We start from the raw sequence: 24139 nt of genomic DNA on the forward strand, positions 1-24139 counted from the left end.
GCAAGCCCGTGCTGATAAATGAGGAGGGTCTGGCGGGCGGTCGGGCGGACCGCCGGGCGCGCGATCAGTTGGCCTTGGCGTCGTACACCACGCCCACCCGGGCGAAGTTGGCGCCGTACTGCTTGACGTCCAACTGGAACGGGGCGCTTTCACCCGGCTTGAGCTTGGGCAGCCGCAGCTCCGAATAGCGCGCGCCGGTCAGCTTGTCCTGGGCGTCGTAGAGGCTGAGCCAGACCTTGACGTTGTCGATTTCGGCGCTGTCGTTGTTGCGCACCCGGCCATGCACCGTGACGTACTTGTAGCGATAGCGATAGGTGAAGTTCAGGGTGCCGGTGCCGATGCCGGCCTCGGTGTTCTCGACGCTGATGTCCAGCGCCGGGCGCGAGCCAGGCAGGGCCGCGCGCTTGGCCGGCTTCCAGTGGGTCTTGACCTCGGAATAGCGCTCGAAATTCTCGCCGTTCAACAGTACCGGAATGCGCTCGCCGGGATAGAGCATGGCCGGCAGCGACCATTCCTGGCGCAGACGCAGGGGGCGCGATCCGTCGAACACCGAGATCTCCATACCCGGCGACAACGCTACGTACTTGTCGCTGCGGTTGACCACCTCGGCCAGCAGCAGCGGGCGTTCGATCTCGTCGAGCAGGCGGCGCGGCGGCGACAAGGTCAGCGCCGCCGGATCAAAGAGGGCGAAGTCAGGATCGAGCAGTTCGGCCGTGGTCAATCGCACGTCGTCGATGATGCGCGGGTTGGCGGGGCTGACACGCACGATGCGGCTGGCGGGGCCTGCGGGAACCGGCTCCGAGGCGGCAGGCGCCGGCGCGGCCTGGGCGGATTTGGGCGCGTCCCAGGGCAGCAGGCCGTTGTATTTGGCCAGGGCATAACCGCCGGCGGCGAGGATGATCAGCACCAGGCCGGCCCGGGCGGGCCGCGACAGGGGCCGCGCGGGAGAACGGTCAGCCTTCACTTTGCACCATGTAATCGTAGGATCCGACCTTGCCTTCGGCCAGCATGTCGCAGCGCACGTCGAACGAGGTCAGCGCGCCGGGGGCGAGCGGACTGGCCGAGCCGTAACCGTTGCCCGTGCCGATCAGCTTGCCATCCTCGCCGTACAGCATCACCGTGACCTGCGTGCTGCTGGCAGCGACCGCGCCCTTGTTGCGCAGCAGGCCGACCAGCCGGTAGGCGCCGTCGTTGCGCACCAGTTGCACCTTGTCCGCGGCCACGTCGCGGGCGGCGCTGTGCGCCAGCGACGGCGTGGCCGGCTTCAGGACGTAGCGGCTGTAGGCGGTGTCGGGCAGCGAAATCGTCACCGGCGTGTATTCGCCCGGCAGCAGCGTGCGAGCCATCGGCGAGCCCGAGCTGGACGACAGTGTCAGTTCGCCCTGGTAGAAGGTGGCGGTGACCCGCGGCGCATCGATCTTCTTGCCGGTCTCGTTGCGCATCAGCATCACCAGTTGGCTGCGGCCGCGCGAACGCACTTCCTGCACGTCGGTCAGCTTGACCAATGCCGCGTCGATGGGAGGAGGCGCGGGGCGCGAAGGCGAGCGCGTCGAGGAGCCACTCGTGAACAGCGAGGCGGTGATCGGCACCAGGATGGCGGCAAGCACCACCAGGACGATTGCGACGACCGCGCCCGGCTGCAGCTTGGCGGCGGGAGCCGGCTGCTGCATGCCGCGCAGAATCTTCTCCAGGCGCTGGGCGACGTTGTCCTCGACCAGCGTGACGGCGTGGCAATGGCTGCACTGGTACTCGTTGGTGTCCAGCTTGGTGAACTGCGCGCTGCCGCAGGTCGAGCAGGTCAGCGTCACCGTGTTGATCGTGGTCTGTTTGGGCGTCATGCGAGGGGACGGTGCCGCTTTCGGGTGGGGCGCCGGGATGGCGCTGCCTGGCCGGGCGCGGCGGGCATACTGGGCGGCAAGGATAGCGGCCGGGCGCGGGCGCCGGGGTGCATGAGCGCATCTGATTATTACAAAATGTAGACGAAAGCCCCGGCCCCTCCCGAGCCCGGTGCTATGATCGCCGCCGTCGAACGCCTCTCTTGATACGCCGTTTCCCCCAGTCGTTCCGCTCCAGGCCCGCGAGACTTCGCGGCGGGGCCGAGCCGAGGCAGGTCAGGCTCTCCCCCAGCATGAGCATTCTCCAACACCTGTTGTTTCTCGCCTGCGTGGCGCTGGCAACCTACGCCCAGACCATGACCGGCTTCGCCTTCGGACTGGTGCTGCTGGGCCTGTCGGGCGTGTTCCAACTGGCGTCCGTGCCGGAGGTGGCCAATGTGGTCAGCGTCCTGTCGCTGGTGAACGCCGCCGTGACGCTGGCCCGCGCCAAGCCGCAGGTCAACTGGCCGTTGATGGCGCCGGCGCTGGTCAGCAGCCTTGCCGGCGTGGCCGTCGGCGTGACCGCACTCGCCTGGATCAGCGGCGCCATGGCGGTGTTGCTGCAATTGCTGCTGGGGGTCACCATCATGGCCTGCGCCGTGTTGCTGGTGGCGCGTACCCAGCCCCTGGCGCGCCTGTCGTCGCGCGCGTCGTTCCTGTTCTTCGGCGGGGTTTCGGGCGTGCTGGGCGGCTTGTTTTCGAGCGCCGGTCCCCCCATGGTCTATCACCTGTACCGTCAGCCGCTGCCGCTGGCTTCCATCCGCAACAGCCTGTTGGTGCTGTTTTCGCTGAATGCCGTGGTGCGCCTGGCGCTCGTGACGGGCCAGGGCGCCTTCATGGCGAGCTCGTTCTGGCTGAGCCTGCAGGCGCTGCCCGTGGTGATCGGGGTGACGTGGGTGGCGCGCCGCTATGCCACCGCCGGGTCGATGAAGACTGTCAAGCGGATGGTGTTCGTGCTGCTGCTGGCGGCCGGGCTGGGCCTGGTGGTGCCGGCGTCGCGGCTCCTCGCGGCGGGTTAGCCGCGAGGGATCCTCCGCCGCTGCCGCGGGCGCTCAGCCGTGTTCGCCCGAGATGTAGCGCTCGAGTTCGGTGATGATGAACTTCTGTTCGCTCATGACGTCCTTGACCAGGTCGCCGATGGACACCAGGCCGACCAGTTTCTTGTCCTGGATGACGGGCAGGTGGCGGAAGTGGCGCTCGGTCATCAGCGCCATGCAGTGTTCGCGCGTGTCTTCCGGACGCACGTAGAAGACCGAATCGGTCATGATCTCGCGGACCTTGGTGGTGCGCGACGAGCGATCCTGCAGCACGATCTTGCGGGCGTAGTCGCGCTCGGTGAGCATGCCCAGCACCTCGTCGCCGTCCGCCACCACCACGGCGCCGATACTGCGCTCGGCCATGGTCTTGATGGCGTCGTACACGGACGAGTCCGGCGAGACGGTCACGACGGGCGGGTTGGCCTTTTCCCTCAGAATCTCAGCAACTTTCTTCACGATGTGCTCCCGAATCGCTGGCAAGGTTCAAGCGCCGGCTAGAGCCCGCGCCCGACGCCTGGCGCCGGCGCACGGTCTGGCCGTGACTCCATCCTAAGCCCGGCGGCGGGATTGCCGCAAGTTTCCGGTGGGTTCTCAGGCGGTATGGCCTGGCAGGTTCGTGGAGCAGGTGGCTATAGTCGCGGCCGCCATAGAACACGCCCATAATGGTCACGGACCCGTCATCGTTCACGGAGTAGGCGATGGTGCATCGCTTCTGATGATGGAGGAAGCGAAGATTGGGGTTGGCGGCATGGCGCCGCGCTCCGCGTCTTGGAAAATGGGCCAAATCCAGGCAGGCTTGGATCACGCCGTCGACATAGCCGTCCGCTCTTGCGGAAGTTCCGGCCGGGCTGAAATACCGTTGCATGTTGACGATGTCGCGGAGCGCGTCCGGCGTGAACACGACGCGGAACATGTCAGCGGCCTGAAGGTCGTCTGGCGCGCTCCGCGGCGAGCGCGGCCAGAACCTCGCCAGGGGTGAGCAGGCGGGATGGATCCGCCTTGCTGGCCCGGCTTATCGCTTCGAGCCGCTTGAGCCAGGCGTTTTCGTCCCGCTGATCGACGCTGGGTAGATAGGGAGGCGGCAGCTCCGGGGCAGGATCCGATTGGCAGTGTTCCCGTATGGCGGGCCGTTGGGGTGGCGTTGGACGGCGTGGCATGTAGAGGATTCCAAAGACGTGGGCGACCTGGATAGCCTATGTGCGGCACGACGACGCGACAAGTCCTTTAGGCCATTCCTCTCGTCCTATCTTTCGCCAAGCGCGCGCCGGTGGTCGGCGGCCAGCCCACGCCGGCCGCCGCACCTTCTCAGCGGATCAGGAACCCGGCGCCCACCGGATCGTTCTTGTCGATCACCCAGCGCGCTGTGCCCAGGATGCTGGCCGTGCCCTTCACCGTCGGCCGCACCGCGCGGGTGCCGTTCAGGTCGACCTCGCCCAGCAGGCAGCCCTCGAAGGTGCCGCTGCCCAGCAGGCCCTCGGACTTGATCGGCTGGTTCAGCCCCATCTTGCCGCGGGCTTCGAACATCGCCATCATCGCGCTGGTGCCGGTGCCGCCGGGCGAGCGGTCGAGCTGGCCGGCGCTGAACACGTGCACGTTCTTGTAGAACGCGCCCTCGATCGTCGGCTGGTGCCAGAACGTGATGAAGTTCAGGTTGTTGATGTGCGCTTCGGTCGGGTGCTGGATACGCTGGCGCGCGTTGAGCTGATCGCGCACGATCAGGCCCATGCGCGACAGCTCGGTGCCGTTGTCCGGCGAGATGCGCAGGTCGCAGTTCGACAGATCGACGATGCCGAAGTAGTTGCCGCCCCAGACGATGTCGGCCGACAGCTTGCCGTAGCCAGGCAGCTCCACCGGGATGTCCTGCGCCGCGACATACGCCGGCACGTTCTCGAAGCGCGTCCACAGCACGTTGTCGCCTTCCGAGGCCACTTCCGACACCACCAGGCCGGCGGTGGTCTCGAAGCGGATGCGGGTGATGCCGTCCTTGCCGCGCGGCACCAGGCCGTTGGCCACCATGGCCATGCTGACCGCGATGGTGCCGTGGCCGCACATGTGCGAATACTCGGTGCCGTCGATGTAGATCAGGCCGGCGTCGTACTCGGGGCTGGACGGCGGCGTCAGGAACACGCCGAACATGTCCTTGTGGCCGCGCGGCTCGCGCATCAGTGCCTTGCGCAGCCAGTCGTAGTGCTGCTCCAGGAACGCGCGCTTTTCCAGGATGGTGGAACCGGCGGGGTACGGAATGCCGCTGTGGACGATACACAGGGGCTCGCCTTCCGTATGGGTATAGATGACATCGAACGCGTCTTGCTTGCGCATGACAGTGACTCCAGGCGGTAGATAGGGGGAAGAGGAAAGTTATTTGCCGCGTTCGGACAGCATGTCCAGCCCGACGGTCAAATCCAGGATCACGATGGCGACGACCGCAGCCACGATCGTGGCGCCCGATACGGCTGCGATGGTCGGATCAATCGTGTATTGCACGTAATTGAAAAGCTTCACGGGGATGGTGTTCAGGTCCGCCGTGGTGTTGAAAATCGACAGCTCCACGTTGATCCATGACGAGATGAAGGCGAAGATCGAACCGGTCACGATGCCCGGACGGATCTGCGGCAGCACCACCAGGAAGAACGTGGTCCAGGGGTTGGCGCCCAGGTCGGCCGAGGCTTCCTCCAGCGCGCGCTGTTCCGGCGTCAGCAGCGTCAGGGTGGAGCGCAGCACGAACGGCGCGATGATCACGACGTGGCCGATCAGGAGCGAGAGGAAGCTGCGGGTCAGGCCGAAGTACGCGCCGAATTGCAGCAGCGCCGCGCCCAGCACGATGTGCGGCAGCACCAGCGGCGACATCAGTACCGAGGTCAGCGCGGCCTTGCCCGGAAACGCGTAGCGCGCCAGCGCCAGCGCCGCCGGCACCGTCAGCAGCACCGCGGCCACCGTGGCGGCCAGCGCCAGCACCGTGCTGGTGGTGAACGCGGCCACATAGCCGGCCTCGACCAGCAAGGTGCGGTACCACTCCAGCGTCCAGCCTTGCGGCGGGAACGCGAGATACGGCGTGGCGGTGAACGACGCGCCCAGGATCACCACGAGCGGCAGCGCCAGGTAGGCCAGCACGGCCAGCGCGGTCAGGCGGATCAGGTGGCGGGCGATCATCGCACGGCTCCCGGCAAGGTGGCGGCGCGGTTGGCCAGCGCCACCAGGATCAGGGTGAAGACCAGCAGCACCATGCTCAGCGCGCCGCCGTAGTGGAAATCGAACACCGTGCTGTACTGCTGGAAGATCAGCATCGACAGCACCGTGACGCGGCCGCCCGACAGCAGCGCCGGCGTCACATAGGCGCTGACCGCCAGCGTGAAGACGATGATGGCGCCCGACACCACGCCGGGCAGCGTCAGCGGCCAAGTCACGTGCAGGAAGGTCGCCGCCGGGCTCGCGCCCAGGTCGGCCGAAGCCTGCTCGCAGGCCGGATCGACCCGCGCCAGCGCATTGCCCACCGCCAGCACCACGAACGGCAGCAGCACGTAGACCATGCCGATCAGGATGCCGAGTTCGGTGCCGATGAAGCGCATCGGCCGGTCCACCGCGCCGGTCGCCATCAGGCCCTGGTTGACCAGGCCGTTGCGGCCCAGCAGCACCATCCAGCCGAAGGCGCGCACGATGTTGCTGGTGAACAGCGGCACCACCAGCAGGATCACGCAGGCGCGGCGCCAGGCCTGCCAGCGCACCACGCGCACCAGGTACCAGGCCAGCGGATAGCCCAGCACCAGGCAAGCAAGGGTGGTGAACAGGGCCAGCCGGAATGTCACCAGGATCACGTCCCAGTGGTACTGGTCGGCCAGCACCTTGGTGTACTGCGCGAGCGTCGGCGTCAGGCCGTCCGGCCCGCCGGTGGCGCTGGCCAGCGCCACCACCGCCAGCGGCGCCAGGAAGAAGGCCGCGAAGAACAGCACCGGGGCCGCCAGCAGCAGGCCGGGGGAGAGCCAGGCGCGCCGCGTCATGGCTGGCCGCCGATCAGGTGCAGGTGCTCGGGTGCAAACGCCAGCGTCACCTCGCCGCCGGCATGCAGGCCGCCGGGCGCGAGGCCGCCGTGGCGCGCCACCAGCGTCTGGCCGCCGATGTCGACGTGGATCATGCTGTGGCTGCCCACATTGATCACGTCGCTCACGGTGCCGGTCAGCATGGCGTCGGCGCGCTCGCACAGCTTCAGGTCCTCGGGCCGCAGCACGGCCAGGCCGCGCGCCGTCGCCGGACGTTGGGCGAGCGGCACGCGCAGGCCCTGGGCATCCAGCATCAAGGCGCCGTCATCGGCCACCGTATAGGCGATGAAGTTGGCATCGCCGATGAACTCGGCGACGAAGCGCGTGGCCGGCTGGCGGTAGATGTCGGCGCCAGCGCCGACCTGCTCGATGCGACCGGCGTGCATGACCACGACGCGGTCCGCCATGGTCATCGCTTCTTCCTGGTCGTGGGTGACGAAGATGAAGGCGATGCCGAGGCGGGCCTGCAGATGCTTGAGTTCGAGCTGCATGCGCTTGCGCAGCTTCAGGTCCAGCGCCGACAGCGGCTCGTCCAGCAACAGCAGCTTGGGCTGGTTGACGATGGCGCGCGCCAGCGCCACGCGCTGCTGCTGGCCGCCCGACATTTCGCGGGGATAGCGCGGGCCGAAGTCGGCCAGGCCGACCATGTCCAGCGCATCCCGGGCGCGTTCCGCCGCCTGCGCCTTCGAGGCGCCCTGGCGCCGCGGACCATAGGCGACGTTCTCCAGCACCGTCATGTGCGGGAACAGCGCATAGTTCTGGAACACGGTATTGAGCGGGCGGCGATGCGCCGGCAACCGGCTGACGTCCTGGCCGTCGATCAGGATGCGGCCAGATTCCGGCTGCAGGAAACCGGCGATCGACTTGAGCAGCGTGGTCTTGCCGCAGCCGCTGGGGCCCAGCAGCGCCACGAACTCTCCCTGCTGGATCGCCAGGTCGATGCGATCCAGCGCCTGGTAGGCGCCGAAGCGCATCGACACGCCTTCGATGGTGAGCAAAGCGGACATGGGGAACGGACCTTGCTCAGCGCTTGCGGGCGACCTGCCGGTTCCACGCGTCGGTGACCTCGGCGCGGCGGGCGTTGATGATGTTCCAGTCGAACAGGCTCAGGTTCTTGACCGAGCCTTCCGCGCCCCAGGGCAGCTTGCGGGCCACGTCCTTGGAGACCTGCACGTCCTTGACCGCCGGGCCCAGGTACAGCTTGGTCGCCAGGCAGGCGGCCGCGTCCGGCGTCAATGCGGTGTCGATGAACTTCTGCGCCGCGGCCTTGTTGGGCGCGCCCTTGACCAGGTGCAGGCGGGCGTCGGTGGCCCACACGCCTTCCTTGGGCACGCTGAAGCCGATGGGCAGGCCCTTGTCGATCAGGTCCCAGGCGCCGACGTTGAAGTGCGCCCCGATCACCGCTTCGCCGCTCTGGAAGGCGTTGGTGGCCGCGCCCGAGCTGTCGAAGAACAGCGCGGTGTCCAGCGAGGCCAGCTTGGCATAGAGCGGGGCCAGGTTCGACGGATCGATCGCCCAGACCCGCGCCAGGAAGAAGATGAACGGCACACCCGACGAGTTGGCGGGCGAGGGCACCGCCACCGCGCCGGCATACTCGGGCTTCCACAGGTCCTTCCAACTGGTCGGCGGCTGCGTCACTTCCTTGGTGCTGTAGGTGATGCCGAGCGAGTAATAGCCGGTGCTGACCGCGAAGGCGGCATTGCCGTCGCGGTACACGCCCTGCTCGATGACGTTCTTCAGGTTGGGAATGGCGCCGCCGTCCAGCGCATCCAGCACGCCGGCCTGCTGCGCCAGCTCGCTGATGCCGCCGTCCATCCAGGCCACGTCAATGGTGGGCGCGCCCTTCTGCTGCTGCAGCTTGGCCAGCGTGGTGGTGGAGGTGCCGACTTCCGGCACCACGGTGACGCCGGTGGCTTTGGTGAAGGGCTCGGCCACGCAGGCGCGGAACGCGTCGCCCCAGTTGCCGCCGTACCAGGCGACGGTGATTTTCTGCTGTTGCGCCAGCGCCGCGTGCGAAGCCAGGAGCAGCCCCGCGCCGAGCGCAGCCGCGCCCAGCGCGCTGCGGGTGTTTGTTGCCATGTCGGATTCCCCTTGTAGATTTGTCGATCCGCGATTCATTGACTCAAGTACCACAGGCGCATCTTGGGCGATGCTCGGGAAAACGAGCTTGAAGGCGCGGGACATAAACTTGAATAATTGCGTCATGTCCGCCGTCGCGCCACCCTTGTCCTCGCCGCTCTCCTATGAAGACGGCGACGCGCTCCTGCCTCAGGGAAAACCCGCCCTGACTGTCGGCATCGTGCTGCTGGACCAGTTCACGCTTGCGGCGTTCGCCGGTTTCGTCGACGTGTTGCGGCTGGCTGGCGACCATGGTGGCCGCAGCCGCCAGATCCACACCGCGTGGCGGGTGATGAGCTGGGACGGCAAACCGCGCTGCTCCAGCGCCGGCCTGACGATCGAGGTGGAGGCCGGGCTACCCGACGACCCGGCGCAGTTCGACTACATCGCCATCTGCGGCGGCAACGACTATTCCAGCGGGCGCATGCCCGAACCGCTGCGCGATTGGCTGCGGCGGGCGGCGGCGCTGCGGGTGCGGCTGCTCGGCATCTGCACGGGCACCTTCGCGCTGGCGCAGGCCGACGTGATCGGACCGCGCACGGTGTGCGTGCACTGGAATGTGCTGGAAACCTTCCGCGAGCGCTTTCCCGCGACCCGCGCGGTGGTCGACCGCCTGTTCGTCGACGAAGGCGACCTGATTTCGTGCGCCGGTTCCACCGCCGCCATCGACCTGGGACTGTATCTGGTGGCGCGCCATTGCGGCCGCGACAAGGCGCAGCAGGCCATGCGCCACATGATGCTGCAGGGCGCGCGGCCGGGGCGCGTGCCGCAGGCGCATTTCCGCACCGACCTGTCTGGCATCCAGGATTTGCGGGTAAGGCAGGCGGCACATTTCATCGAGCAGCGCATCGATAACCCGCCGCCACTGGATGCCATCGCGCGTTATGTCGGCGTCGGTCGGCGCCAACTCGAAAGGGCTTTCCGTGTGGCCACGGGCATGTCGCCAATGGCGTTCCAGCGGCAATTGCGGCTGGAATATGGCAGTTGGTTGTTGCTTAATAATGCCTGCAGCATCACGCAAATCGCGCTGGATTGCGGATTTGCCGACGGCGCGCATTTTTCACGCGACTTCCGCGCGCATTTCGGACTATCTCCGCGCCAGTATCAGCAGAGCCATGGGCAGCAAGCCGCGCGGCATGAGGGCGAGATCAGCGTCTTTCCCGCCTAGCTTTGCCCCGGCAAGGAGAACGCATGACATACGACCTTTGGTATTGGGACGGCATCCCCGGCCGCGGAGAATTCGTGCGCCTGGCCCTGGAAGCGGGCGGCATTGCCTACCGCGAGCGTGCCCGCGAGCCGGGCGTCGGCGAAGACGCGCTGATCCAGGACATGCTTTCGGACCGCAAGCAGCCGCCCTTCGCGCCGCCTTATCTCGTGGCCGGGAAAATGACCCTGGCGCAGACCGCCAACATCCTGCTGTTCCTCGGAGAAAAACATGGCCTGGCGCCCGCCACGGTATCGGGACGCCTGTGGGTGAACCAATTGCAGTTGACCATCGCCGACATGGTGGCCGAGGCGCACGATACCCATCACCCGATTTCGGCCAGTGATTATTACGAGGACCAGAAGGAAGAGGCGGCGCGGCGCGCCCGCAGTTTTCGCGAGGAACGCATTCCGAAATTCCTGGGATATTTCGAGCGGGTGCTGGCAGGGCCCGATGCGTGGCTGGCCGGTGGCAAACGCTGGAGTTATGCCGACCTGTCTTTGTTCCATCTGGTCGACGGGCTGCTGTTCGCCTTTCCCCGGCGCATGGGCACACAAGCCGTGAAATTCCCCAAGGTCATGGCCTTGCACCGGCGCGTCGCGGAACTGCCGGCATTGCAACCGTATTTCGCCAGCGGCAGGCGCCTGCCGTTCGGCCAGGGCATATTCCGCCATTATCGCGAGCTCGACGCGGAATAGAGGCCACGCGGAGAAGAGGTTGGCGCATCGGATGCTCGGGATCCGGTACGCATTTTTCGTCTTGTTAAATAAATTGGGGTCGTCGCCAATGCGGGCCCATTATCGCTTCGCCTCATTTATGAAAATAAGGGGCGGATTCGTATTAACCCTGATTAATAACGAAATTCACGCTCGCGTTATTCCTGGAGCGCGCTGAGGTATCCGTCGCCGCGTTTTTTTTATGGGTTTCCTCAATGAATATATTGAGCGCGGTTCATTTTTAGGATTAAATATTTTCGAATGGATACATTCTTCCGTTTTTCTTATTCCTGACCTGCCGTCGCTACCCGGGCGACGGAACTGCAGGCAAGCGTGTGCATGCGGCGCGGCATGCGACGTTTGATTCCTGGGGCGCGCCAAAGCAACTGCTTCAGACAAGCCAAGGTTTCTCCATCGGTTTTCAGCACACTCGTCCCAATCCCTGCGGGAGACGTCAACATGCAATGGCTTACCCTCAAACGCCTGCTGCGCGGCGAGCGCGGCATGCAGAAAGCGGATCTATACGGACAGATCGCGGCCATCCATAAAGCGCAGGCGGTTATCGAGTTCGATCTCGAAGGCCATGTGCTGATGGCCAATCAGAATTTCCTCGACACCATGGGTTATGAACTGGACGAGGTGCTGGGGCAGCATCACCGCATGTTCGTGGTGCCCGAGGACCGGGAATCGGCCGAATATCTCGCCTTCTGGGACAAACTGGGCCAGGGCGCGCACGATGCGGGCCGCTACCGCCGCATTCGCAGGGATGGCGGCGACGTCTGGCTGCAGGCCAGCTACAACCCCATCTTTGATAAACACGGCCGTCCCTTCAAGGTGGTCAAGTACGCCATCGACATTACCGAGCAGCAGCGGCGCCAGGCGGATACCGAGGGCCAGCTCGAGGCCATTTCCAAAGTGCAGGCCATTATCGAGTTCGAGCTGGACGGCACCATCATCCGCGCCAACGACCTGTTCCTGAATGCGGTCGGTTATCGCGAGGACGAAGTGCGCGGCCGCCATCACAGCATGTTCGTGCTGCCCGAAGAGGCGCGCAGCGGCGCCTATGCGGAATTCTGGCGCAAACTGCGCGGCGGCCAGCACGACACCGGCCAATACCTGCGCATCGGCAAGAATGGCCGGCATGTCTGGATCGAGGCCAGCTATAACCCGATCTTCGATGCCGAGGGCCGGCCCTTCAAGGTGGTGAAGTTCGCCACCGACATCACCAAGCGGTTTACCGCGGCGCAGACGCTGCGGGTGGCGGTGCAGGGCCTGACCGAGAACGCCGAGCGCGCCAGCCAGGCCAATTCCCTGGCGCAGGACGCCTGCCGCGTGGCCGAAGAGGGTGGCAAGACCGTCGCGGGCGTGGTCCGCACCATGGGCGCCATCACCGACAGCTCCAAGCGCATTTCGGAGATCATCGGCGTGATGGACGGCATCGCGTTCCAGACCAATATCCTGGCGCTCAATGCCGCGGTGGAGGCGGCGCGCGCCGGCGCGCATGGCAAGGGCTTCGCCGTGGTGGCGGCGGAAGTGCGCAGCCTGGCGCAGAACAGCGCCGCCGCGGCCAAGGAGATCAAGGGGCTGATCACCACGTCGGTCGAGCAGATCGGCAGCGGCGCCCGCCAGGTGCAGTCGGCCGGGACCACCATGGAAGACATCGTCGCGTCGTCGCGGCGGGTCACCGAGATCATGGGCGAAGTGGTGGAGGTCTCGCTGGCCCAGTCGGCCAAGCTGGGCGAAGTCACCGAGGACATCACCCAGATGACGGCCGAGGCGGCGTCCGCGCTGCAGGCCGCGCATGAATTGCACGGGGGCAGCCCCACGCTCAGGCCGGCGCTCAAGCCGGTGGCGCCGTCGGTGCGGACCCGCCCAGCCGCCAATACGCCGTTGCCGCCCAAGCCGGTGCTGGAGTACGTGCGCTATTGAGGCTCGGGCGGCGACGCGCCCGCCGCCCGAGTGCGCTATAAATACGGTCTTGTACGAACCCGTCGGCCCTGGCAGGAAGTTTCCGGCCCGGGCCGTGTTTTTTGCGGCAATTCTCCATGACCGAATCCGAAGCCCTGGCCCTGGCCACCCATCGCCATTACAAGGGCGGCCTGTATCGCTACATTGATACCGCCCGCCATTCCGAGACCGAGGAATCCATGGTGGTCTACGAGCACCTGTGGCCGCATGCGCGCGGCCTGTGGGTGCGCCCGGCCGACCTGTTCTTCGGCCAACTGGCCGACGGCTCGCCGCGGTTCGCACCGCTGCCTGCGGCGCGGTAAGGCCATGGCCTTCTACTATCGACGTGCGCGGCCGGCCAGCGCGGCGCCACGCGCTGCTTCCGCCCGGCCGTCCGCGGCCGTTTCCGCCGCCCTGAACGCCCTGCGCGGCCCGTTCGTCGTGGCCGACCTGGAAACCACCGGGCTGTCGACCGCGTCGTGCGAGATCCTGGAATTCGCCGCGGTGCGCGTTGGCGAGGGTGGCGCGGCCGAGCAGGAGTACGCGCAGGTGGTGCGCACCCGCGCCTCGGTGCCGCCCTTCATCACTCGCCTCACCGGCATCACCCAGTCCGAGGTCGACCGCCAGGGCGTGCCCGTGGCGCAGGCCTTCGCGGCGTTCCTGGCGTTCGTCGGGGACCTGCCGGTGTTTTTCCACAATGCCTCGTTCGACCGCCGCTTCCTGGACGCCGCCGCGCTTCAGACCGGCCTGCCGTTCGCCAACGCCACGCATTGCACGCTGGTCCTGGCGCGACGCGCCTGGCCCGAGTTGCCCTCGCACAAGCTGGATGTGCTGGCGCGGCACGTGGGCGCATCGGAGCCCACCCACCGCGCGCTGGCCGACGTGCGCACCACGGTGGCCGTCGCGTTGGCGGCCAGTTCGAGGTTGGCCGCGGTCTGAGGGCCGCGCCACATTTCAACGGAGCCCTCATGTCCGACCTGGAGCATATCCGGCAGGTGGTGCGGGCCTTCGCCGCCGAACGCGAGTGGCAGCGGTTCCATTCGCCCCGGAACCTGGCGATGTCGCCGACGTGCACAGGTACCTGGTGGCGCTGGCGGATCAATTGGGCCTGGACATCGCGGCCGCGGTCCAGGCCAAGATGGCATGGAACGCGGCGAGATATCCCGCGGATCGCTTTCGCGGCGGGGCGCGCAAGTATGACGACCCGCCGGATGCGGCCTGAACCTCAGACCACCTTTTGCTCGTGGTGCACCTGGGGCGGCTCGACGAAGAAGCCCGCCACGAGTTTGCGCCACTCCTGAAAATCGGAAGATTCCCGGAAATCCACCATATGGTTTTCGACGGTTTCCCAATCCACCACAAGCGTATAGCGCTGCGGCTGCTCGATGCTGCGGTACAGTTCCATGCCGTGGCAGCCGCGGGCCCGCAGGAACAGCGGCCTGGCTTGCGCCACGCCGGCCTCGAACAGGGCTTCCTGTCCTTCGCGGACATGGATGCTGGCAATCTCCTGGATCATGATGGTGTCTCCGGATAAAGAGGCCGGGCAGGGGCCGGCCGGGCGGAGTAGTATGGCCCAAAACTCAGCCCCGATGAACCGCCCCGTCCTTTCGCTGCCGCGCCTCGTCGCCGCCCGCCTGCTCTGGTACATCGGCGTTGCCGCGCTCGCCCTCATGGCGCTGGCCTCGCCGACCCAGTTCAGCGTGGTTGCGGTGCTGTCGGCCATTGCGATCTACATTCCGCTGTCCATGCTGGGCCTGCCGCTCATCGCCTGGCTGGTGCTGCGCCAGGCCAGCGTCGCCGCGCCCGCCGCCTTGCCGCCAGCCTGGCCCTGCTTGCTGGCGGGCGCGGCCGGCATCGCGCTGTTGGCCTGCTATCACCTGTGGGCCGAGATGGAGCTGGCCGAACTCGGCGTGCTGCTGCTGCTCGTCGCGGTGGATCTGGCGCTGGCGCGCTGGGAGTCGGCGCGTCTGCTCGAACGTATCGTCGCGCATCGTCCGCGTTGAACCCGCGCCGCGCGCGTCGACCGCCACGCTCTCCTGACAGTCAGCCTAAAGGTTGCCTCCCTGTCGCCCGCCGCCGTGCGCGCTAGGTAAATCGCGCGAGAGCGGGCCTCGCCGCCCCATCCTATGAGCTGAGATGCGGCGCAGCAATTCCCCCCGACGCGCGTGGCGTCTCCCCCATACGCATGGCCCGCGCGGCGGTGCTCGCAGATTCCACGCCAACTTTTACGTCTTCGCGCTCCCACTCTGGGAGGCGGTCGCCCGTTTAACCGATATCGACGTCCGTAGTCCGGAGCAATCATTCCGTACCAATACGAAAGTCCCAAACGCCACGTTGCCGTATGGGCGTACTGCGTCGGGGTGGTAAAGGTCCGCGCCGGTCGGCCACCGGCACCTGTCCATCCGCATCGAGCGGATCAGGAGGAGCTCAAATGAAAAAGCTCGCAGCAGTCGCAACGTTGTCCCTCGTCGCGGTTTCGGCCGCTTACGCGAGCGGACCCGGCCAGCCCAGCATTTCCGCGTCTGGCCATGTCGGCACCATCACCGGGACGGTGTCCTCGGTCTCCACGGGCACTTCCGTGGTCTCGACTCAGATCAACGGCTATGGCTCGTCGAGCCAGACGTCGTTCGGTGAAACGGGGGGCGTCGCCACCGCCGGCGGATCGTTCAGCCGGGATGGCACCACGGTGGTCACGAGCACGCGTCAATACGCCACCAGCGAAACCTACGGCCATATCCATGGCAACGCGCCGATCATGGTGGGCGACAGCATCGCCAACGGCGGCGCCACGTTCGGCAGCACCACCACCAACGCGACGGCCACCGGCACGTTCAACGCCGGTGCGATCGGCGCGACCGCGTCGATCCATGGCATCGGCCCGGTGGGCGGTTTTGGTCACTGAGCAGCACGCAATCCGGACGGCTTCGGCCGTCCGGTCGAGAGGACATCATGAAAACCCTTGCGCTTGCCTTATCCCTGTCGCTGGTGGCCTTTTCCGCGGGCGCCCAGACCAGTTCTTCCGCCGCGACCACCTCTGCGTCGTCGGGGTCCACCAACGCCGGCAACAACCAGGGCATCACGCTCAATTCCAATAACAGTGGATCGAGCACCCTGCGGACCGCGCCGCCGATCGGCGCACAGAGCTTCTACGGTTCGTTCTCCTCCGACAGTTGCATGGTGTCGGCGGGCGGGGGCGGCTCGGTGGTCGGCTTCGGCATGAACGTGGCGTTTCCGGTCGAGGACCAGAAGTGCAGCCTGCGGCGCAATTTCGAGCGCACCATGCAGGCAGCCGCCTCCACCAAGGATCCGGACCGGTCGCGCCGGCTGGAAACGGCCGCCGTGGACATCCTGTGCCAGACCGATGATCGGACCAAGGCGGCGCTCACCGCGCAGGGCCTGTGCACCAATCCCTCGCTGACCACGGCGGATCACCGCTTCGAGAATCCCTCGCAGAATGTCGCCCAGACCGCGCCAGTCGCGCCACCGCAAGCGCAGTACGCGCCCGCCCAGCCGCAGTCGCCCAGCGCCCAGTACATGGCGCCGGCGCCGGTCGCGCAGGCCTACCCGGTGATGTCGGGGCAGAACGCCATGGTCAACGCGCCGACGCTGCGTAATCCGCGCATGGACCGGCAGGGCCTGGCCGATTTCTATTCGCCGGGCTGACGGATCGTGCGCGGCGATCGCGGTTGCTGGCGTTCAGGGCGTTGTGGGGGGCGAGGCCGCGGCGCTCGGCCCCTCGGCCGCGCCAGGCTGCTGCAAGGCGGAGGCCTGAGGCGCGGATGCCAGCAGCATCGTGGGCGGCGACGACACCTCCAGCCCGGCGTCGTGCAGCCTCTGCAGCAGCGTGAACAACAACGCGCTGCGCACGCCGTACGCCGAGCGCGGCGACGAGACATAGCCCTTGGCGTTGAACATCAGGTTGCCGCCTTCGATGCCGTCCAGGAACACATTCGGCGCCGGCGTGTCCAGCACATCCTCATGGTCGGCGAAGGCCTGCAGGATCAGCTCGCGCACCCGCTGCGCATCGGTTGACAGCGGCAACGGCAACTTGATCTGCACCAGCCCCAGCGGGTTGGAGCGCGTGACGTTGCGCACCGTCTTGGTCACGAACTCCGAATTCGGCACGATCACCGTGGAGCGGTCGCCCATCTGGATTTCGGTGGCGCGCACGTTGATGCGCAGGATGTCTCCTTCGACGCCGCCCAGCGACACCCAGTCGCCCACCTTGACCGGTCGCTCGGCCAGCAGGATCAGGCCCGAGACGAAGTTCTGCACCACCGCCTGCAGGCCGAAACCGATACCCACGGACAACGCGCTGGCGATCCATGCCACCCGTTCCAGTCCGATGCCGGCGGCCGACAGCGACAGCGCCACCGCCAGCACGAAGCCGGCATAGCCGAACAGCGTCGCGGCCGAGAGCTGCATGCCCGGATCCAGTTCCGTCGTCGGCAGATAACGGTTCGCCAGCCAGCGCTTGAGCATCTTCACGCCCAGCAGCGACAGGCCCAGCACCAGCAGCGCCTGCAGCACCGCGCCCGGCCGGATCTGCGCCTCGCCGATGGCCAGGCCCTTGCGCAACTGGTCGAAGCGCTGAAGCAGGTCCATCGGTCCTTCGCCGAACGGCGCCAGCAGCAGGATCAGTGCCAGCAGGCCCACCGCCACGCGGCCCACGCCGGACAGCAGCACGGCGGCCTGGTCGCGCAGGCTGGGGCCTTCGCTGTCTTCGCGGTGCGACGTGCCCAGCAAGGTGCTGAAGCCGTCCTCGATCAGCACGGCCAGCAGATAGGCCGATGCCAGGATGATCACGACCCACAGTATTTGCTTGGTCAGGAAACTGCCGAAAGCCACATAGCCCGCCAGCAGGCTGGCCAGGCTGATCACCAGGACCGTGCCGGTCGCGGTCAGCAGCAGCGAGGTCCAGAAGGGCGGGGGCGGGCCGTCTTCCCGCAGCGCGCGGCGCCGCAGCCGACGGCCGATCGACAACGCCACCGCCATCGTCACCATCACAAACACGGCCACGATGCCGGTCAGGGTGATGGTGGTGGTCAGGCTGGCGTTCAGCAGCACCGGCAGCCGCTCGGCCAGCCAGATCAGCACGACGATCACGCCCAGCACGCCGGGCAGCCAGCGCAGGCGGTGCGCCACCTTATCGGACACTGGTGGCAGGCGCCAGGACGGCCGGTTGGCCGACAGCAGTGCGTAGCCCAGGCCCGACACGTAGCCGCCGAAACAGACCGTGGCCACCAGATTGGCCAGCAGGGCGCTGGTGTTCTCCGACAACTGGGAATTCCAGTCCAGGCCGATGTGGATCAGCAGGGCGATGACGCCGGGCGTGGCGACCGCCAGCGTCAACAACGCCACCGCCAGGAACGAGCGGCGCAGTCGTCCGGGCGGCACGCGCGTGGCCGTGAGCCGCAGCAGCACCCGGCCGATCCAGACGCGCAGCGCGATCGCCAGCGCCGCCGCCGCGGCCAGCAGCAGCCAGCCCCATGTCGGCGTCTGGCCGACCGCGGTGACCAGATCGTCACGAAGCGCCACCAGGCGCTCCAGGTCGCCCGGGAATTCCTCGCGGAATTCGGCCCAGAATTGGCCGGACAGGAATGAGTCGCGCCGTTCGCCCAGCCGCGCCTGGAATTGTGTGCGGCGCAATCCCGATATCTGCTCCGCGGTCTGCGCGGCGTCGACCGACAGCAGCCGCGCCAGCTTGATCTGCGCATCCAGCGCGCGGCTGTTCTTTTCCAGTTGCATGCGTTGCGCCGCCACGTCGGGCGCTTCCTTGACGCCCTCGGGCGGCGCGCCCAGTTCGCTCAGGCGCGCCGTCACGCTGGTCAATTGCGGCGTCAGGGCATCGGCGGTGGCGTCTGCCTTGGCCTGGATGTCGAGGGCATCGCCGCGCTGCTTGAGCAGATCGGCGTCGTCCGTCTCGTCCGGGACGCGTTTGCGGATGTCGTCGAGCTGCTTGCGGGCGCTGGCCAGCATGGCATCGGTTTCGGCGGGCGAAGCGGGCGCGGCGGCGAACGCGGGCGCCAGGCACAGCGCCAGCAGCAGGCCGGCGATCAGCGCGACAAAAGAGCGGCGGCGCGGCAGGGCGCGCAAAAGCGGATGTTGCGGGTTCGGGATCATGAGTCTTGGGGCGATGGAATCGCGTCGAGGCGGCAGCATAACAAGCCGCGGCCCGGTCCGTTGCAACAAAAACTCAGCTATGTCCCCCGTTAGATTCCGGCTGTCGCTGGAGGCGATCGAGGGGCGCCAGAAACAAAAATGGGGGCGGATTTGATCCGGAATTCCGGCCACGGTCGTCGGACGGGCGGCGCCCGCGGCCGAGGCTTCAGGGCTGTTGCGCGCGTTTCTCAGCCCGGGCTCGCCGGGGGACGCCCAGCACCGCGTCGCAGACCTCCAGCCATGCGCGGGCGGCGTACGACAGATAACCCGATTGCTGCCAGATGTGGCCGACCTCCCATTGCAAGCCGGATTTGGCCAGCTTGGCAGTGCTGAGTCCGCGCGTCTTCATCCGCTGCATCAGCGGTTCGGGCAGCAGCGCCACGCCGAGCCCGGCCGATGCCATCGCCACCAGGAAATCCCAGTGCGCGCTCTGCGCCGCGATCCCGGGTTGCAGCCCGGCATCGGCAAACGCCTGGCGCAGCCGCCGCGTCATGGCGAAGTCGTCCGTGGGAATCAGCAGACGGGTGTCGCGCAGCGCACTCAAGGGCAGCGAGGTCTTGCCCGCCCAGGCCGCGTCGGGCGGCCCGATCACCCAGATGGGATAGCTGCCGAAGGCCTGCGTCGCCAGGCCGCTGTCGGGCGCGATCGGCAGGATGGTTGCGCCCACCTCCAGTTCGCCGCCCGCCACCAGGTCCTCGACCGCGCGGCCGGTGCCCTCCTTCAGGGTCAGGTGGATGCCGGGGTGCAGTTCGCGAAAGCGCTTCACCACTGGCGTGAACAGCAGGTTGATCATGGGCGGGATGCCCACCTCCAGCGAACCGCGTTGCAGTTCTGCCGTCTGGCGCATTTCCTCGCTCAACTGGCGCATGGTCTCCAGCACCTGCAGGCCGCGCTGATACATCACGCGGCCGGTATCGGTGGGGCGGGCCGTGTGGCCGTCGCGCACCAGCAGCGGCGTGCCGGCTTCCTCTTCCAACTGGCGGATCATCTTGCTGACGGTGGACTGCGTCACGAACAGCGCCCTGGCCGCCTGCGTAAAGCTGGCATGGCGGACCGTTTCGACGAAGTACCGCAAGGCGCGCACGTCCAAGGCTCATCTCCTGCGCAAGGCGCGGAACATTCAAATAATGAAAAAAACGAATTGATTGGATGATTTTAAGTCATTACGAGATTTTGCTCGCGCTTCCTATACTGCGGAAAATTCGTCCCGAGGCCGGCCTGCCAGGCCTCTCGGGCGTAAGGAAACGCCGCGCTAGACGGCGCCTGGATGCGAGCGGCGGCGCCGCCACGTCCGGCCGCGAGCCGCCGGCTTTTGAATCTGGAGACACCATGCATACCGACCGTATCCGCCATCCCGGGCTACGCGCCAAGATTACGTCCGCTGAACAGGCGGCCCTGCTGGTGCAGGACGGCATGACCGTCGGCATGAGCGGCTTCACCCGCGCCGGCGACTGTAAGTCGGTGCCTGCCGCGCTGGCCGAGCGGGCCGGGCGCGAACCGCTCGCCATCACCCTCATCACGGGCGCCTCGCTGGGCCACGACACCGACAAGATGCTGGCGCAGGCCAACGCGCTGGCGCGCCGCATGCCGTTTCAGGTCGACACGACCTTGCGGCGCAAGATCAACCAGGGCGAGATCGCCTTCATCGACCAGCATCTGTCGGAGACGGCAGAGCAATTGCGCGCCGGCCACATCGGCCCGGTCGACGTGGCCATCATCGAAGCCGCCGCCATCACGGAGACCGGCGCGATCGTCCCGACCATGTCGGTGGGCAACTCGGCCTCGTTCGCGCAACAGGCGCGCTGCGTCATCATCGAGCTGAACCTGGGCGTGCCGGCCGCGATCGAAGGCCTGCACGACATCTACGTGCCGGCCGATCGCCCCAACCGCGAGCCCATGGGCCTGGTGTCGCCCGACCAGCGAATCGGCCAGCCGTTCATCGAGGTGGATCCGGACAAGATCGCCGCCATCGTTATCACGCATGAGCCCGACAGCCCCTCGAACGCCTTGCCCCCGGACGCCGAGACCAACGCCATCGCCGCGCACATCAATGCGTTCCTGCGCCGCGAAGTGGACGCCGGCCGCCTGACCAATTCGCTGCTGCCGCTGCAGGCCGGTATCGGCACCATTGCCAACGCCGTGCTGCATGGTTTTGAATCGTCCGATTTCGACGGGTTGACGATGTACTCCGAGGTGCTCCAGGACAGCGCCATCGAGCTGCTCGACCAGGGCAAGCTGGCCTTCGCCTCGGCCTCGTCCATCACGGTATCCAAGCCGGTGTACGAGAAGATCCTCGCCAACATCGATCACTACCGCGAACGCATCCTGCTGCGTCCGCAGGAAATCAGCAACGCCCCGGAGATCGTGCGCCGCCTTGGCATCATCGCCATCAATACCGCGCTGGAGTTCGACATCTATGGCAACGTCAATTCCACCCATGTCGGCGGCACGCACATGATGAACGGCATCGGGGGCTCCGGCGACTTCGCCCGCAATGCGCACCTGGCGATCTTCGTGTCGAAGTCCATGGCCAAGAACGGCGACATCTCCAGCGTCGTGCCGATGGTGTCCCACGTGGACCACACCGAGCATGACGTGGACGTGCTCGTCACCGAGTGCGGGCTGGCCGACTTGCGCGGTCTGGCGCCGCGCGAACGCGCCCGCGCCATCATCCAGCATTGTGTGCACCCGTCCTATCGCCAGGCCTTGCAGGACTATTTTGACCGGGCCTGCGAGCGCGGCGGCCAGACCCCCCATCTGCTGGAAGAGGCGTTCGCGTGGCACCAGCGCTTCAACGAGACCGACACCATGCGCGCGGTTTCCCCCGCGACCCGCAAGGTCGCCTGACCTTGCGCCTGTCCGCCGCCGGACGCTCAGGCCGGCGGCAGCCTATGCCCGCTCGTCCCGCGCCGCCTTGACCGCGTCATGGCGCGCGGCGGTCACCAGGCCCTTGCTGGAGCGTTCCAATTCGTCGCGCAGCCATTGTTTCAGCGCCACCAGTGGCGCCCAGTCGCGCAGGCTCGGCCGGTAGACCAGGTGATAGGTCTGGGCCTGCTCATAATGGACCGTTACGGGCGAAACCTGCACCAGCCGTCCGGCACAGATCGCGTCCGCGGCCAGCAACTCGCGGCCGAGGGTGATGCCCAGGCCCTGCTCGGCCGCCTGCAGCATCATCCCCGCATCATTGAACGTGGCGACTGGCGTCACCGGCACGCTCAGTCCGGCCGCGTTGAACCAGTGTTGCCACATATCGCGTTCGCCCAGCAGGGGCTGCCGCGCCAGCGTCTCGGGCGTGTTGTCGGGCAATGCAGCCGCCGTTTCCGGCGAGGCCAGTGCGATCAGCGGCAACGGCATGTCGAACAGCGGCTCGGACTCGACGCCCGGCCACGGGCCGCGGCCGAATCGCAGCGCCGCGTGGAAGCCGTCGCGCAGCAGGTCCACGACCTGTTGCGAGGTCTCGATCTGCAGCGACAGGTCCGGGTGGCGCTTGTGCCAGCGCGTCATGCGCGGCAATAGCCAGCGCTGCGCGAACGAGGGCAGCACCGATACGCGCAGCCGCTGCGCGCTGCCGGTCGCGGCGGCCGACGCCGCCATCAGGCCCTCGTCCAGCAACGCCATGGCGCTCTGCACACTGCACAACAGCGCGGCGCCGGCGGGGTTCAGCACGATGCCCCGCCCGCTGCGCTCGAACAAGGCGAAGCCCAGTTGTTCTTCCAATCCCTTGATCTGTTGGCTGACCGCGCTGTGGGTCAGGTGCAGGCGCTCGGCCGCGGCGCGCAGATTCTGTAGTTCGGCGACGGCGCGGAAGGCGGGCAGGGTATTCAGGGGCAGGCGCATGGGAAAGGGGGCGGGACGCCAGGGAGTTTCACGGGCACTCCGTCCAGGAAGGCGAGTCCGCCCCACGGAGGGAATGATTCGATTGGTTAGCTTAGCTGACCGTCCTGGGTAAAACAATTCGATTTTCAGCGCCGGTTTGGGCGAATACGCTTACCAAAACGGACTGAATCGAGGAGCCAAGCCATGTCCGCCCAAACCTGCATCCAGACCTCTCCCGCTTTCGGCGCCGCTTGCCCGGCGCCTACGCGGACTCACGCGCCCGAGATCACGCCGTCCGTGGCGCCGGCTATCCCGGTTCCCCAACCGGTGGCGCGCAACCTGCAACCCCCCGTCGCCGCCCTCAACGGCGCGACCGCGCCGTCGAGCGGCTTCATTGCCCGCCTCTGGCACGCCTATCGCGCACGGCGCGCCGACCGGATCCTGCGCAATCTCGCGGACGAGATGGACGTCCACATGCTGAAGGACGTGGGCGCGCCGGAATGGCTGGTGAATCAGGCCACGGTTGAGCAATCGCTCAAGCGGATCACGCGCATCGACAGCCTGCGCTGGTGATGTGGACGCCTGGCCGGGAAGGGGGCGATGAGACCATCAGCCCCGATTCCCGGCCTTATATCTATATAGAGAGGCGGTCCCCATGGCGGATGGCCGCCGCCAAGAGATGAAGCATGAGTGAGACACCCACAAAGAGCGCGCAGGTGTCTTCGAAGGGAGCGAGACGTCTGTCTCCGGGCGCAATTGCCCCGCCCCAGCCATCTGAACGTATCGCGCCCTTCCCTATATAGAGAGAAGAGAGCTTTCTCTAGAGAGGAGATAGCTCGCTCCATATATATAGAGGAAGGCGAGGGGGGAGCCGTTCCCCTCCAGGCTGCCGTGGCCGGCAACCCTTTCGCATTCTCGTAGGAGAGGGAGGGGATCAGGGCCATACCCCTTCGCCACGGGGGATCCCCGGGCCTTGCCGCGTGGAAATCATCATCTTTCTGCAAAACGAGTGTCATGCCGGCGTGACAAGCCAAAATTCTGTGCTATAGTCTCGCTCCTTCGCAGTTCACGCAGTTTTGTGAGCCGCGAAGCCAGGCAAGTGCAACGGATTTGACGCCACGGCGACGAATCTGCCGCAGGGCAGCAAGGCGGTGAGTCAGCGATGATTCTCTCGAACCGGCGGTCAGCGAATTTTGCGTAAGTCGGTGCAAATCAGGCAGAAGCCAGTTGC

The 24139-nt window shown here is 66.8% G+C and carries 24 protein-coding genes and 1 pseudogene; 12 read left to right on the forward strand and 13 right to left on the reverse strand.

The genetic code is table 11. From position 1 onward, the window contains the following. Positions 1-64: 64 nt before the first annotated feature. Both HV783_RS12600 and HV783_RS12605 read right to left on the reverse strand, forming a co-directional pair. Positions 65-964 (reverse strand): FxLYD domain-containing protein, encoded by a 900-nt coding sequence (locus HV783_RS12600; protein WP_175142504.1) that lies wholly within the window; start codon positions 962-964, stop codon positions 65-67. Then, positions 954-1838, reverse strand: coding sequence for an FxLYD domain-containing protein (locus HV783_RS12605; RefSeq protein ID WP_054501152.1), 885 nt, complete (start codon positions 1836-1838; stop codon positions 954-956). Before HV783_RS12605 ends, HV783_RS12600 begins: the two co-directional genes overlap by 11 nt. 290 nt (positions 1839-2128) lie before the next feature. Here HV783_RS12605 and HV783_RS12610 point away from each other — a divergent pair, with 290 nt between their 5' ends. Further along, complete coding sequence (locus HV783_RS12610; RefSeq protein WP_054501153.1) at positions 2129-2893, forward strand: TSUP family transporter; 765 nt, start codon at positions 2129-2131, stop codon at positions 2891-2893. 33 nt (positions 2894-2926) lie between these two features. Here the strand turns inward: HV783_RS12610 and HV783_RS12615 are convergent, their stop codons facing one another. The 7 genes from HV783_RS12615 to HV783_RS12645 all read right to left on the reverse strand — a co-directional run bounded on the left by HV783_RS12615 (position 2927) and on the right by HV783_RS12645 (position 9024). Further along, positions 2927-3367 (reverse strand): CBS domain-containing protein, encoded by a 441-nt coding sequence (locus tag HV783_RS12615; RefSeq protein WP_054418651.1) that lies wholly within the window; start codon positions 3365-3367, stop codon positions 2927-2929. Beyond that, positions 3351-3824 carry a type II toxin-antitoxin system RelE/ParE family toxin gene (locus tag HV783_RS12620; protein ID WP_081273415.1) on the reverse strand — a complete coding sequence of 158 codons (474 nt, stop codon included), beginning with the start codon at positions 3822-3824 and terminating at the stop codon, positions 3351-3353. Before HV783_RS12620 ends, HV783_RS12615 begins: the two co-directional genes overlap by 17 nt. A gap of 392 nt (positions 3825-4216) precedes the next feature. Continuing rightward, positions 4217-5230: a proline racemase family protein gene (locus tag HV783_RS12625; protein WP_054418649.1), complete on the reverse strand. Its 1014-nt coding sequence runs from the start codon at positions 5228-5230 to the stop codon at positions 4217-4219. 39 nt (positions 5231-5269) lie between these two features. Beyond that, positions 5270-6061: an ABC transporter permease gene (locus HV783_RS12630; RefSeq protein ID WP_054418647.1), complete on the reverse strand. Its 792-nt coding sequence runs from the start codon at positions 6059-6061 to the stop codon at positions 5270-5272. After that, positions 6058-6906: an ABC transporter permease gene (locus HV783_RS12635; RefSeq protein WP_175189254.1), complete on the reverse strand. Its 849-nt coding sequence runs from the start codon at positions 6904-6906 to the stop codon at positions 6058-6060. Before HV783_RS12635 ends, HV783_RS12630 begins: the two co-directional genes overlap by 4 nt. Beyond that, positions 6903-7952: an ABC transporter ATP-binding protein gene (locus tag HV783_RS12640; protein WP_175142502.1), complete on the reverse strand. Its 1050-nt coding sequence runs from the start codon at positions 7950-7952 to the stop codon at positions 6903-6905. The genes HV783_RS12635 and HV783_RS12640 overlap by 4 nt, the downstream gene beginning before the upstream one ends. Positions 7953-7968: 16 nt before the next feature. Next, positions 7969-9024 carry an ABC transporter substrate-binding protein gene (locus HV783_RS12645; protein ID WP_054501156.1) on the reverse strand — a complete coding sequence of 352 codons (1056 nt, stop codon included), beginning with the start codon at positions 9022-9024 and terminating at the stop codon, positions 7969-7971. Between HV783_RS12645 and HV783_RS12650 the strand changes: the two genes are divergently transcribed. The 6 genes and pseudogenes from HV783_RS12650 to HV783_RS12675 all read left to right on the forward strand — a co-directional run bounded on the left by HV783_RS12650 (position 9023) and on the right by HV783_RS12675 (position 14152). Continuing rightward, complete coding sequence (locus HV783_RS12650; RefSeq protein ID WP_367646384.1) at positions 9023-10231, forward strand: GlxA family transcriptional regulator; 1209 nt, start codon at positions 9023-9025, stop codon at positions 10229-10231. The two genes, HV783_RS12645 and HV783_RS12650, sit on opposite strands and share 2 nt — an antisense overlap. A gap of 23 nt (positions 10232-10254) precedes the next feature. Further along, positions 10255-10965 (forward strand): glutathione S-transferase, encoded by a 711-nt coding sequence (locus HV783_RS12655; protein ID WP_054501157.1) that lies wholly within the window; start codon positions 10255-10257, stop codon positions 10963-10965. Positions 10966-11442: 477 nt separating this feature from the next. Further along, complete coding sequence (locus HV783_RS12660) at positions 11443-12912, forward strand: methyl-accepting chemotaxis protein (RefSeq protein ID WP_054501158.1); 1470 nt, start codon at positions 11443-11445, stop codon at positions 12910-12912. A 116-nt stretch (positions 12913-13028) separates the two neighbouring features. After that, the gene (locus HV783_RS12665) at positions 13029-13253 is read left to right on the forward strand and encodes a DUF1653 domain-containing protein (protein ID WP_006390643.1); all 225 of its coding nucleotides are present in this window, start codon (positions 13029-13031) and stop codon (positions 13251-13253) included. A gap of 4 nt (positions 13254-13257) precedes the next feature. Beyond that, positions 13258-13869, forward strand: coding sequence for a 3'-5' exonuclease (locus tag HV783_RS12670; RefSeq protein ID WP_082401834.1), 612 nt, complete (start codon positions 13258-13260; stop codon positions 13867-13869). Between the two features lie 29 nt (positions 13870-13898). Beyond that, positions 13899-14152, forward strand: a pseudogene (locus HV783_RS12675) (nucleoside triphosphate pyrophosphohydrolase family protein). A gap of 3 nt (positions 14153-14155) precedes the next feature. On the opposite strand, the gene HV783_RS12680 reads toward HV783_RS12675, so the two are convergent. Then, complete coding sequence (locus tag HV783_RS12680) at positions 14156-14446, reverse strand: antibiotic biosynthesis monooxygenase family protein (protein WP_054501159.1); 291 nt, start codon at positions 14444-14446, stop codon at positions 14156-14158. 73 nt (positions 14447-14519) lie between these two features. Between HV783_RS12680 and HV783_RS12685 the strand changes: the two genes are divergently transcribed. The 3 genes from HV783_RS12685 (at position 14520) to HV783_RS12695 (ending at position 16593) form a co-directional block, all read left to right on the forward strand. Next, complete coding sequence (locus HV783_RS12685) at positions 14520-14933, forward strand: hypothetical protein (RefSeq protein WP_054501160.1); 414 nt, start codon at positions 14520-14522, stop codon at positions 14931-14933. A gap of 428 nt (positions 14934-15361) precedes the next feature. Beyond that, complete coding sequence (locus tag HV783_RS12690) at positions 15362-15832, forward strand: hypothetical protein (RefSeq protein WP_054501161.1); 471 nt, start codon at positions 15362-15364, stop codon at positions 15830-15832. A gap of 47 nt (positions 15833-15879) precedes the next feature. Then, positions 15880-16593 carry a hypothetical protein gene (locus HV783_RS12695; RefSeq protein WP_054501162.1) on the forward strand — a complete coding sequence of 238 codons (714 nt, stop codon included), beginning with the start codon at positions 15880-15882 and terminating at the stop codon, positions 16591-16593. Between the two features lie 33 nt (positions 16594-16626). Here HV783_RS12695 and HV783_RS12700 read toward each other — a convergent pair whose 3' ends face one another. Together HV783_RS12700 and HV783_RS12705 are read right to left on the reverse strand one after the other, a co-directional pair. Then, positions 16627-19053: a DUF3772 domain-containing protein gene (locus HV783_RS12700; RefSeq protein WP_254603891.1), complete on the reverse strand. Its 2427-nt coding sequence runs from the start codon at positions 19051-19053 to the stop codon at positions 16627-16629. A gap of 205 nt (positions 19054-19258) precedes the next feature. Next, on the reverse strand, positions 19259-20182 hold the full coding sequence (locus tag HV783_RS12705) for a LysR family transcriptional regulator (protein ID WP_175189255.1): 924 nt from the start codon (positions 20180-20182) through the stop codon (positions 19259-19261). Positions 20183-20421: 239 nt separating this feature from the next. On the opposite strand from HV783_RS12705, the gene scpC reads away from it, so the two are divergent. After that, positions 20422-21939: a succinyl-CoA:acetate CoA-transferase ScpC gene (gene scpC / locus HV783_RS12710; RefSeq protein WP_054501165.1), complete on the forward strand. Its 1518-nt coding sequence runs from the start codon at positions 20422-20424 to the stop codon at positions 21937-21939. 42 nt (positions 21940-21981) lie between these two features. Here scpC and HV783_RS12715 read toward each other — a convergent pair whose 3' ends face one another. Further along, positions 21982-22929, reverse strand: coding sequence for a LysR substrate-binding domain-containing protein (locus tag HV783_RS12715; protein WP_064524106.1), 948 nt, complete (start codon positions 22927-22929; stop codon positions 21982-21984). 183 nt (positions 22930-23112) lie between these two features. On the opposite strand from HV783_RS12715, the gene HV783_RS29485 reads away from it, so the two are divergent. Further along, on the forward strand, positions 23113-23481 hold the full coding sequence (locus HV783_RS29485; RefSeq protein ID WP_254603892.1) for a hypothetical protein: 369 nt from the start codon (positions 23113-23115) through the stop codon (positions 23479-23481). Positions 23482-24139: the final 658 nt, after the last annotated feature.

It is taken from the genome of Achromobacter dolens (assembly GCF_902859745.1).
Classification (GTDB): Bacteria; Pseudomonadota; Gammaproteobacteria; order Burkholderiales; family Burkholderiaceae_B; genus Achromobacter; species Achromobacter dolens.